The following is a 9,785-nucleotide window of genomic DNA, read 5'->3' as shown; positions in this document are numbered from 1 at the left end:
CCGCGTTGACACCCCCCTGAGGTGGCGCCCCGGGGCCGCCCCGGGCCGCCGAGAGCTCACCGCCCGCGCGCCGCCCCCGCGGCACGACTGCCCGCGGCTGAGATCACCCCCTCGCGCGCCTGCCCGCGGCCGAGATCGCCCCCTCGTGCCGCCCCGGTGGCGCGTCTGTCCGCGGATTGGTGGCTGACGTGACTGTGGCGCCCCGTAAGGGGCGCGGGGAACTGCGCGAGCGGCCCCCACCGGTCCGCAGCCGACCCGCGGCCGCTGTGAACCACCCCACAGCGCCTGTGAGTTGAGCGAACCACCTGTGGATCGTCGTACCACTCCCCGACAGGCCGGTGCCGGATGCAAGGATGATGCGCCATGACGGCAGGATGGTGCGCGCGCACGATACGGTCCGCGGTGTTCGCGGCCGTCTGCGTGCTGCTCGCCGCCCTCGGTCACGTCCTGATGTCCGGCAGCAGCATCCCCGCCTGGACCCTGTCCGCCGCCCTCGCACTCACCGGCGCCCTCGGCTGGGCCCTGTCCGCCCGCGAGCGCGGCCTGCCGCTGGTGGTGTCCGCCGCGGTCGGCGCCCAGACGGCCCTGCACTCCGGCTTCTCCGCGGCCCAGGTGTGGACCACCCCCACCACGCCCATGGGGTCCATGCCCATGGACATCCCCATGGACATGGCCGGGGACATGGCCGCCATGAACATGGGGCCGATGCCCATGGCCCCCGCCCACACCGACCCCGTCGCATACCTCGGCTTCGGCACCGGCGGCACCGCCTCCACCGGCATGTTCGCCGCCCACCTCCTCGCCGCGCTGCTGTGCGGCCTCTGGCTCGGCCACGGCGAACGCGCGGCGTTCCGGATCGTCCGGGCCGTCGCCGGCCGGCTCGTCGCGCCGCTCCGGCTGCTGCTGGCGGTGCCGGCCACCCCCGAGCGCCCGCGGCCCCGGCCGCGCCGCCGCCGTTCGGACCGCGCGCCGCGGCTGCTTCTCCTCGTCCACGCGATCACCACCCGGGGTCCACCCGTGCGGACGGCTGTCGCCTGACGACAGCTGGTGTTCCGGGGCCGCCCAGGCGCGCCCCGGGCGAACACGGCGGCCGCCCGCCCGCACCGACGGGCACCCCAGGGCCGCCTCCCCCCGCTCACCTTTCGCACAAGGACATCCCAGTGATCACTTCCGTCCTGCCCGCACGCCCTGCGCCGGACGAGAAACGCGACGCGTCGATCACGGCCTGGGCGCTGGCCGCCCGGTCCGGGGACCCGGCCGCCGTGGACGCGTTCGTACGGGCTCTGCACCGCGACGTCCTCCGGTACGTCGCCCATCTCTGCGCCGACCCGCAGGCGGTCGACGATCTCGCGCAGGACACGTTCCTGCGCGCGCTGGGCAGCCTGCACCGCTTCGAGGGCCGTTCGTCGGCCCGGTCGTGGCTGCTGTCGATCGCCCGCCGGGCCGTCGTGGACAGCCACCGGCACGCCGCCGCCCGGCCCCGCCCGGCGAACGTCCCCGACTGGCAGCTCGCCGTCGAGCGGGCCCAGCCGTACGGGCTGCCCGGCTTCGACGACGGGGTCGCGCTGCTCGACCTGCTGGCCGCGCTGCCCGACGAGCGGCGCGAGGCGTTCGTCCTCACGCAGCTCGTCGGACTGCCGTACGCACAGGCCGCCGAGGTCAGCGACTGCCCCGTCGGCACGGTCCGCTCCCGGGTGGCCCGCGCCCGCGAGGCGCTGAAGGATCAGCTGGCCTGAGGGCCCTCGGCCGGCTCCCCGAACGCCCGCAGAATGCGCTCGGCGGCCAGTGTCGCCGTCAACGTGCCGTCCCTGACCTGCTGTTCGAGGCCGGGGGCGGTCGCGCGCACCGCCGGGTGGGCGGCGAGCCGGCCGAGCAGTTCGTCCTTGACCATCGACCAGGTCCAGCCCACCTGCTGCTCGCGGCGTTTGCCGGCGAGCCGCCCCGTCGAGTCGAGCAGCGCCCGGTGCTGCTCCAGGCGTTCCCAGACGGCGTCCAGCCCCGTGGACTCCCGGGCGCTGCAACTGAGCACCGGGGGAGTCCAGAAGGCGTCCCTGCCGTGCATCAGGCGCAGCGCGCCCGCCAGTTCCCGGGCCGCCGCGCGGGCGTCGCGTTCGTGCGGGCCGTCCGCCTTGTTGACGGCGATCACGTCGGCCAGCTCCAGGACGCCCTTCTTGATGCCCTGGAGCTGGTCGCCGGTGCGGGCCAGGCTGAGCAGCAGGAAGGAGTCGACCATGTCGGCGACCGCGATCTCGGACTGGCCGACGCCGACCGTCTCGACCAGGATCACGTCGTACCCGGCCGCCTCCATGACCACCATCGACTCGCGGGTCGCCTTGGCCACCCCGCCGAGCGTGCCCGCGCTGGGGGAGGGGCGGACGAAGGCGTTCGGGTCGACCGCCAGCCGCTCCATGCGCGTCTTGTCGCCGAGGATGGAGCCGCCGGTGCGGGTGGACGACGGGTCCACGGCCAGCACGGCCACCCGGTGCCCCAGCCCGGTCAGCAGGGTGCCGAACGCGTCGATGAACGTCGACTTGCCCACGCCCGGCACCCCGCTGACGCCGATCCGCCGGGCCCGGCCGCTGTGCGGAAGCAGCTCGGTGAGCAACTCCTGCGCCAGCGCCCGGTGCTGTGGTCGGGTGGACTCGACGAGCGTGATCGCGCGGGCGATGACCGCGCGCTTCTGGTCGAGCACACCCTTCACATAGGCGTCGACATCGATCACAGGTCGTGCCCGAGTTCCGCCGACAGCCGCTTCACCAGGTCGTAGGCCGCGTCCGGGATCACCGTCCCGGGCGGGAACACGGCCGTGGCGCCCATCTCCAGGAGGGTCGGCACGTCCTGCGGCGGGATGACACCGCCGACCACGATCATGATGTCCGCGCGGCCCTCCGCGGCGAGCTGCTCGCGCAGCGCCGGTACGAGGGTGAGGTGGCCGGCCGCCAGCGAGGAGACGCCGACCACGTGGACGTCCGCCTCCACCGCCTGGCGGGCGACCTCCTCGGGGGTCTGGAACAGCGGGCCGACGTCGACGTCGAAACCGAGGTCGGCGAAGGCGGTCGCGATCACCTTCTGGCCGCGGTCGTGACCGTCCTGGCCCATCTTGGCGACCAGGATGCGCGGGCGGCGCCCCTCGGCCTCGTCGAACGCGTCGACCAGGGCCCGGGTGCGGTCCACGTCCGGGGACTCGCCTGCTTCGTTGCGGTACACACCGGAGATCGTACGGATCTGGCTCGCGTGCCGGCCGTACACCTTCTCCAGGGCGTCGGAGATCTCGCCGACGGTGGCCTTGGCGCGGGCCGCGTGCACGGCCAGCTCCAGCAGGTTGCCGTCACCGTCCGCGGCCCGGGTCAGCGCGTCGAGGGCGTCCCGGCACGCCGTCTCGTCCCGCTCCGCGCGCAGCCGCCGCAGCTTCTCGATCTGCTGGGCGCGCACCGAGGAGTTGTCGACCTTGAGGACCTCGATCTGCTCGTCGCTGTCCACCCGGTACTTGTTGACGCCGATCACCGGCTGCCGGCCGGAGTCGATGCGGGCCTGGGTGCGGGCCGCCGCCTCCTCGATGCGCAGCTTCGGGATGCCGGCGTCGATCGCCTTGGCCATGCCGCCCGCGGCCTCGACCTCCTGGATGTGCGCCCAGGCCTTGCGGGCGAGGTCGTAGGTCAGCCGCTCCACGTAGGCGCTGCCGCCCCACGGGTCGATGACCCTGGTGGTGCCCGACTCCTGCTGGATGAGCAGCTGGGTGTTGCGGGCGATGCGCGCCGAGAAGTCCGTCGGGAGCGCGAGGGCCTCGTCCAGGGCGTTGGTGTGCAGCGACTGGGTGTGTCCCTGGGTCGCCGCCATCGCCTCCACGGCCGTGCGTGTGACGTTGTTGAAGACGTCCTGCGCGGTCAGCGACCAGCCCGAGGTCTGCGAATGGGTGCGCAGAGAGAGGGACTTGGTGTTCTGCGGCTCGAACTGCGCGACCAGCTTGGCCCACAGCAGCCGGGCCGCGCGCAACTTGGCGATCTCCATGAAGAAGTTCATGCCGATCGCCCAGAAGAAGGAGAGCCGGGGCGCGAACGCGTCCACGTCCAGGCCCGCCTCCCGGCCCGCCCGGATGTACTCGACGCCGTCCGCGAGCGTGTACGCCAGCTCCAGGTCGGCCGTCGCACCGGCCTCCTGGATGTGGTAGCCGGAGATGGAGATCGAGTTGTAGCGGGGCATCCGCCGCGAGGTGTAGGCGAAGATGTCGGAGATGATCCGCATCGACGGCTTCGGCGGATAGATGTAGGTGTTGCGGACCATGAACTCCTTGAGGATGTCGTTCTGGATGGTCCCGGCCAGCTTCTCGGGCGGTACGCCCTGCTCCTCCGCCGCCACGATGTAGAGCGCGAGGACGGGGAGCACCGCGCCGTTCATCGTCATCGACACGGTCATCCTGTCGAGGGGGATCCCGTCGAACAGCTGGCGCATGTCGAGGATCGAGTCGATGGCCACGCCCGCCATGCCGACGTCACCGGTCACCCGCGGGTGGTCGCTGTCGTACCCCCGGTGCGTGGGCAGGTCGAAGGCGACCGACAGGCCCTTCTGACCGGCCGCCAGGTTGCGCCGGTAGAACGCGTTGGACTCCTCGGCGGTGGAGAAGCCCGCGTACTGGCGGATGGTCCAGGGCTGGTTGACGTACATCGTCGGGTACGGGCCGCGCAGGTACGGCGCGATGCCCGGGTAGGTGCCGAGGAAGTCGAGGCCCTCCAGGTCACGGCCGGTGTAGAGCGGCTTGACCCCGATGCCCTCGGGGGTCTCCCACACCGGCAGGTCACCGCCGGCCGCGCGCCACTGATCGGCGCTGCCCTCGGTGACGGGGGTGCCCAGCTCGATGCCGGAGAAGTCGGGGATTCCCATCAGGACACTCCCATGCGGTCGAGGGTCTCGGACAGCACGGCCACGGCGTCGCAGCCCGCGAAGACGTAGGCGTCGACGCCGGCGAACTCGCCCCGGCCCGCGAGGAACACGTGCCGGGCGCCGGCCGCCTTCAGCGACGCGGCGGCCTGTTCGGCCTGTTCGGCGTAGAGCGCGTCGCTGGAGCAGAGCACCGCCTCGGCGGCGCCGCTCTCCTCGAAGCCGCCCTCGGTGACCGGTTCGATGCCGCCGGCCTGGAAGAGGTTGGCGGCGAAGCCGGCGCGGGCGGTGTACGCGGCGGCCGGGCCGAGCGTCGCCAGGTAGATCCGGGGGCGGCTGCCCGTCGCCGCGAGGTGGGCGTCCGAGCGGGCCCGCAGCTCCTCGTACGCCTCGTCCCGGCGGACCCGGGGCAGGCCCCCCGACGGCGGTTCGGGCGCGGGCTCGCGCACGACCGGCTTCTCGGCGAGCAGCGGGAACTCGCTGACGCCGGTGATGGGTTCGCGGCGCCTGGCGAGCTTCTTGGACCGCTCGGCCCAGGTGGTCGCGAGGTCGGTGCGCAGCCGGCCGGAGCGGAGCACGGCCGCCTGGCCGCCGTCCCGCTCGACGGTCCGGAAGAACTCCCAGGCGGCGTGGGCGAGTTCGTCGGTCAGCCGCTCCACGTACCAGGAGCCGCCGGCCGGGTCGATGACCCGGGCCAGGTGGGACTCCTCGATCAGGATCGTCGAGGTGTTGCGGGCGATCCGGCGGGCGAAGGCGTCCGGCAGACCGATCGCGTGGTCGAACGGCAGCACGGTGACCGAGTCGGCGCCGCCCACCCCGGCGGCCAGCGTCGCGACCGTCGTGCGCAGCATGTTCACCCATGGGTCGCGGCGGCTCATCATCACCGGCGAGGTGACGGCGTGCTGCAGCTGGGCGCCCGCGCCGGCCGCCCCGCTCACCTCCGCGACCCGCGCCCACAGCCGGCGGGCCGCGCGCAGCTTGGCGATGGTCAGGAACTGGTCGGCCGTGGCCGCGTACCGGAACTCCAGCTGGCCGAGGGCCTGTTCGACACCCAGGCCCGCCTCGGTCAGCTCGCGCAGGTAGGCCACTCCGGTGGCCAGCGAGGCGCCCAGCTCCTGAGCGGCCGAGCCGCCCGCCTCGTGGTACGGCAGCGCGTCCACGGTCAGCGTGCGCAACCCCGGGAACTCTGCGGCCACGCGCCGGGTGAGCGCGGCGACGGGGGCGAAGTCCACGGACTCGCCCGTGCGCGCCTGGTACCCGAGCGGATCGGCGCCCAGGTTGCCGCGTACGGCCGCGGGGCCGACGCCCTTCGCGTCGTACAGCCGGAACAGTTCGGCCGCCGCCGCCTCGGTGTCCCGGCCCGCGTCCAGGACCACCGGGGCCAGGTCGAGGTAGACGCCGTCGAGGGCGCGGGCGAGCTCGGTGACCGGGATGCCGCCGCGGCCCACGAGCAGCCAGAGCGAGGTGACGCCGTTCTCCAGGTCGGTCAGGACCGCGCCGTCGGGTGCCGCCGCGTGCCGCTGCCGTACGTCCCAGCCGCCGGTGACGGCGCCCTCCGGACGGCCGCCGCGCACATACGGCGCGAAGCCCGGCAGGCCGGGGTCGGGCGCGGCGTCGCGCGCGGTGTACAGGGGACGGGTGCGCAGCCCGTCCTCCAGCGTCGTGGACAGAGCGTCCTCGGCGGCCGCGCCCGAAACTTCCTTGCCCGACTTGCGCAGCACGCCCTCGACCAGGCGTTGCCACTGCTCGTGCGTCGCGTCAGGGAACTCGGCGGCCAGTGAGAGCCCGTCGTCAGGCAGGACCGTCATGCTCGGATGCTAGGGCAGAGCGCTCGAACCGCACCGTCGGCAGGGCTGTGACCTTGCCCTCCCCGTGGCTGTGACCTGGGCCTCCCGGGGGACGGAGTGGCCGGATTCGTACGGTCAGGGCGTGTCGTCGGCGAGCTGGGGGATCAGCGCGCACAGCGCCTCGCGCTGCTCCGGTCCGATGACATGGCCGACCGCCTGCGCGACCGTCCCGGCGAGGGCGGCGGAGGCCTCCTGGAGCTGCCGGCGCGCCTTCTCGGTGAGGGCGACCTCGATGCCCCGCTTGTCGCCGCAGGCGGCCTTGCGGGTGACCAGACCGGCGTGCTGGAGGCAGGCGATCTGGTAGGTGAGCCGGGTCTTGGGGCGGCCCAGGAGCTCGGCGATCCTGGTCATGCGCAGGCCCTCGCGCGGCTGTTCGGCCAGCAGGCACAGGGTCAGGAACTCGTCGTGCGAGACGTCCAGCGTCTCCTTGACCACCGACCGCAGCCGCTGCTCCACCGCACCGGTCGCGGCAAGCAGCAGCATCCAGGCGCGCAGTTCGGGCGGAAGCAGGCCGCCGCCTTTGATGGAGGGGCATTCGGGCAGCTCGGCGGGGTGTTCCTGGGAGGCGGCCATGATGTCGAGTCTACCTGTTGTCCAAATTTGGATAGTGGGCTAGCGTGCTCCCGTACCGCAGTCATCCAAATTTGAAGCATTGATTGATCGGAGCACGGCCATGACCGTCACCGTGGAAACCGGCCTCTGGCAGCTGGACCCGACCGCCTCCACCGTCGCCGTCCGGCACAAGACCTTCTGGGGCCTGGTCACCGTCAAGGGCACCTTCGCGGGCGTGACCGGCCGGGGCGAGGTGTCCGCCGACGGCACCGCCACCGGCACCCTGGTGATCGACGCGGCCTCGCTGGACACCGGGAACAAGAAGCGCGACGACCACCTGCGCTCGGCCGACTTCTTCGACGCCGCGAACCACCCGGAGATCACCTTCGCGGTGCGCAGGGCCACGCGGGGCGCGGGCGACGCCGTGCAGGTCGACGGCCAGCTGACCGTCCGGGGCATCAGCAGGCCGCAGCAGGTGGCCGCGAAGCTGGTCTCCGCGGACGCCGACGGGCTGACGCTGGAGGCGGAGTTCACGGTGGTGCGCGAGGAGTTCGGTGTCACGTTCAACCAGATGCGGATGATGGGCGGCCCGACCACCGTGACCGGCACCCTGCGCTTCACCCGCGCGACGTCCTGACGGAACGACCGCGCGGCCGTGGCGGCGGCCTGCGCGGCGGCCCGTGTGGGCGGTGGTCGCACGGCCTGTCCGGTGGTCTGCACGGCCTGCCCGGTCTGTGTGGCGGCCGCACGGTCTGCGTCCGGCGGCCGAATGGCCGGCACAGCCGGCTGACTGGTGACGGCTGACGGCTAACGGGCCGTTCGGCTGATCTTGACGTCCTGGCTGGACAACGTCTGCGGGTCGGCGGTGAAGGCGCGCAGCCGGATCCGAGTGCTCGGCTTGGCGGGGACGCCGAACCGGCCGTTCGCCGGCCGAAGTTCCACACTCGCGGTGCCGTGCCCGGGAATCGTCGCCGGACCCCGCACCAGCAGCCAGTACATGCTCATGCCCTGGCCGGTGGTCAGCGTGTAGTGCGGAGTGAGCGGCACGCTGCCGGTGTTGACCACCTTCAGCGTCATCTCCCGGACCACCGAGGCCTGGTGCCTGGCGCGCCGCAGCGCGGTGATCTGCATCCGCAGCGGGGGCTTGCCGGACACCGCGAGCCCCGCGCTCACCAGCGCCGGAGTGAGCAGCAGGACGACCGCCGCGATCAGGGCGGGACGGCGGCGGGGCCCGCTCAGCAGGGCCGGACGCGGCTGCCAGGCGTGCTCGAACTCCGACAGCGGCACGGTGACGGCCGCCGCCAGCCACAGCGGGGTCATCATCAGGTAGTAGCCGTCCTGGGAGCGGGTCGCCAGGAAGAAGGCGAGCCACGGCAGCACGGTCGCGGCCGGACCGAGCCGCCGCACGAACAGCACGAACAGGGCGAGCAGGGCCGCCGCGAGGAGCATGCTCGCGTGCGAGTACCAGTCGATGCGGTCGCTGCCGTTCGTGTAGTACAGCGTGACGTCCACCAGGCCCTGACCGTGCACCACGGCGCCCTGGATCAGCGGCAGCGCGATCCCGCGGAGCCAGCGGCCGGGCTCGGACACGATGAAGTACGTGTTGATCAGCAGCCAGACCGTGACGGCCACGCCGGTCACCCGCAGCACCACCAGGGCGGCGGCCCGGCCGCCGAGCTCCCCGCGCCGCACCGCGTAGATCCCGGCCAGCAGGAACGGCGCGACGAACCACGGCAGCTGCTGCGCCGCGCAGGCCGCCCCGAGACACGCGGCGCGCGCGATCCCGGCCGCGCCCAGCCGGCCGCCCTGCCCGGTCCGCGGCCAGCGCACCGCCACCGGGATCAGCAGCGCCATGGCGATGACCGCGGGGTAGCCGACCCGGGCGTACGTCGACAGGAAGCCGAAGCCCAGACAGGCCAGCGTCGCCGTCGACCGCCACGGCACCGGGAGCATCCGCCACAGCGCGACCGTGCCGATGATCAGGGCGCCCGTGCAGACCGCCGTCGCGGGGGCGCCGTGGTGGCCGAGCCACAGGAACGGGATGGTCAGCAGCGGGGCCAGCGGGGGATAGCCGTACGTGTAGTCGTACCCGCCGCTTATCGTCGGTGTGAGGGCGATGCCGGTGTTGTGGAACAGCCAGGGCCAGGCCTGGCCGTAGACGGGGTGGCCGGCGAGCAGTTCCCTGGCGGCCTGGGTGGTGAGCGCGCCCTCGTCGCCGCCGCTGTGGTTCAGGGCCCAGCCGCACAGGGCGAGCGTCACCGCCGTGACCAGGACCAGCAGGTCGAGCCGGGCCAGTGAGCGGGTGCGGCGGACCGTCAGCGTCAGCACGCCGGTCACCAGGATCGACACGTAGCAGAGGGAGATCACGGCCGCCAGCACCAGGTGGTGCGTCGCCGCCTGCGCCCACACCGACCGGGTCCCGATGAACAGGCCGACGTCGGCGAGGAGGGTCAGGACGCGGTGCCAGGGGGCGGGGGCTCCGGCGTCGCCGGGACCGGCGGACACCGCCGA

8 protein-coding genes are annotated in these 9,785 nt (G+C 73.3%); 3 read left to right on the top strand and 5 right to left on the bottom strand.

Translation table 11 applies throughout. The features are described 5' to 3' along the window. Positions 1 to 363 precede the first annotated feature (363 nt). The gene (locus tag AB0M11_RS01985) at positions 364 to 1,038 is read left to right on the top strand and encodes a hypothetical protein (protein ID WP_365700318.1); all 675 of its coding nucleotides are present in this window, start codon (positions 364 to 366) and stop codon (positions 1,036 to 1,038) included. 122 nt (positions 1,039 to 1,160) lie between these two features. After that, on the top strand, positions 1,161 to 1,736 hold the full coding sequence (locus AB0M11_RS01980) for a sigma-70 family RNA polymerase sigma factor (RefSeq protein ID WP_365700316.1): 576 nt from the start codon (positions 1,161 to 1,163) through the stop codon (positions 1,734 to 1,736). On the opposite strand, the gene meaB is transcribed toward AB0M11_RS01980, so the two are convergent. From meaB to AB0M11_RS01960, 4 genes are all read right to left on the bottom strand, one after another. Continuing rightward, a complete protein-coding gene (gene meaB / locus AB0M11_RS01975) occupies positions 1,724 to 2,722 on the bottom strand; it encodes a methylmalonyl Co-A mutase-associated GTPase MeaB (RefSeq protein WP_365700314.1) in 999 nt (332 codons plus the stop codon). The two genes, AB0M11_RS01980 and meaB, sit on opposite strands and share 13 nt — an antisense overlap. Beyond that, entirely contained in the window at positions 2,719 to 4,878 is a 2,160-nt protein-coding gene (scpA, locus tag AB0M11_RS01970; protein ID WP_365700312.1) for a methylmalonyl-CoA mutase, read from the bottom strand. Before scpA ends, meaB begins: the two co-directional genes overlap by 4 nt. After that, on the bottom strand, positions 4,878 to 6,683 hold the full coding sequence (locus AB0M11_RS01965) for a methylmalonyl-CoA mutase subunit beta (RefSeq protein WP_365700303.1): 1,806 nt from the start codon (positions 6,681 to 6,683) through the stop codon (positions 4,878 to 4,880). Before AB0M11_RS01965 ends, scpA begins: the two co-directional genes overlap by 1 nt. Positions 6,684 to 6,797: 114 nt before the next feature. Further along, complete coding sequence (locus AB0M11_RS01960) at positions 6,798 to 7,295, bottom strand: MarR family transcriptional regulator (protein ID WP_365700301.1); 498 nt, start codon at positions 7,293 to 7,295, stop codon at positions 6,798 to 6,800. A 100-nt stretch (positions 7,296 to 7,395) separates the two neighbouring features. Here AB0M11_RS01960 and AB0M11_RS01955 point away from each other — a divergent pair, with 100 nt between their 5' ends. Continuing rightward, entirely contained in the window at positions 7,396 to 7,911 is a 516-nt protein-coding gene (locus tag AB0M11_RS01955; protein WP_365700299.1) for a YceI family protein, read from the top strand. A gap of 170 nt (positions 7,912 to 8,081) precedes the next feature. Here AB0M11_RS01955 and AB0M11_RS01950 read toward each other — a convergent pair whose 3' ends face one another. After that, entirely contained in the window at positions 8,082 to 9,779 is a 1,698-nt protein-coding gene (locus AB0M11_RS01950) for a hypothetical protein (RefSeq protein WP_365700330.1), read from the bottom strand. Positions 9,780 to 9,785 lie beyond the last annotated feature (6 nt).

Origin of the sequence: Streptomyces sp. NPDC051987 (assembly GCF_040680735.1) — a bacterium.
GTDB lineage: Bacteria > Actinomycetota > Actinomycetes > Streptomycetales > Streptomycetaceae > Streptomyces.
The sequence above is the reverse complement of the archived record's forward strand: the minus strand, read 5'-3'. Positions and strand labels throughout refer to the sequence as shown.